Source organism: Bartonella sp. MU70NMGDW, from assembly GCF_042194085.1.
Taxonomy (GTDB): domain Bacteria; phylum Pseudomonadota; class Alphaproteobacteria; order Rhizobiales; family Rhizobiaceae; genus Bartonella; species Bartonella grahamii.
Window position 1 is genome coordinate 1 of the sequence record NZ_JBHIMK010000345.1, and the last position, 1,212, is coordinate 1,212.

The 1,212-nt window shown below is 25.4% G+C and carries 1 protein-coding gene; it reads right to left on the minus strand.

Annotation, left to right across the window (positions count from 1 at the left end):
* Nucleotides 1-998: 998 nt before the first annotated feature.
* On the minus strand, nt 999-1,212 hold a 214-nt coding region (locus tag ACFIKE_RS10880), incomplete at its 5' end, for a hypothetical protein (RefSeq protein ID WP_375649926.1).

The following is a 1,212-nucleotide window of genomic DNA, read 5'->3' on the forward strand; positions in this document are numbered from 1 at the left end:
TAAGAAGAAGTGTTATAACAATACTACTAGAGTATTTACGGTGTTTTACAGTTTTTTTTCGGGTCGTCTTTCGTTTTGTTGTCATTACTTTTATTTTCAGTTGCCTTTATTATTTACAAAGAAACGAATATAAATTAGGAAACGAATATGAATTAGTTCTCACTTTCAGCCAGAGAGAAGTGCATTGACATTATTGCTTTTTCCTTTCAAACTCCTAAAATGAGCAGCTTCATTATATCAATTTATAAGTTGATAAATCAACAAGAGTTCTTATGAATTTTTATTCATTTCATTTTTTACAAATCTTTAATATGTATAGGGGGAGCACCAAATGATTAGCATTCAAGATCATTTTGGTGTTTGCAAACTGCATTATAACATATAATTATCTAAACAATAATACCACGTTATTCTTCATTTTGGGGCATATGCTTACTTATTATTTAAAATAAAATTTAAAATATTTGCCTATAACGCTAAAAAGACGACAATCATTATCTATTCTTTATAATTTACATATAGATGGTTACTTATCCATAAACGGTTTTGTAAGAATAATTATCTCTTAATATTATTATATTTTTGTATAAATTCCTTCTATTCAATAATTTTCATAAGTATCAATGAAATTGATGTTTACAATGTTATAGAAAAAAACTGGTTTGAGCTGTAATCATAAGAGATGCAGCTATTTTTTTATGTTTTTATCGACATGCTGATCATTTTCATAACATTCCAGTAAAAATTTTATAGATAATATAAATATTTTATCGACACTAGAGTCAGAATAACAGAGTTTTACTCTTTTTAGACTTTTCAACTAAGATAAGAGGGTGAATTATTATTTAAAATAAGTATGTACACAACATGGTTATATCTCTCATTTTTTATCATAGTATGTTCATTAACATGATTAGCCTATAAGTGTATAATTGAGATGTTAATTTTTTACTGAATAGACAATGTATCCCATTTTATACAGCGGCATTGTGCCATATTTATAGAAAAGCCAACGATATAGATCCAATACATGAATACTCAATTTTATAAAAAGCACATTTTATAAATTGTTTATAAAGAAACAGTGTATAAAATGCTTCTTTTATTGTATTTACCACTGCAGTACATTGATTGTCCATGATACGTTTTTTAATCAAATTATCATTTTTTTTATTTTTTATTTTTGTCATTATTTCATTTTTTGTAGCAGAT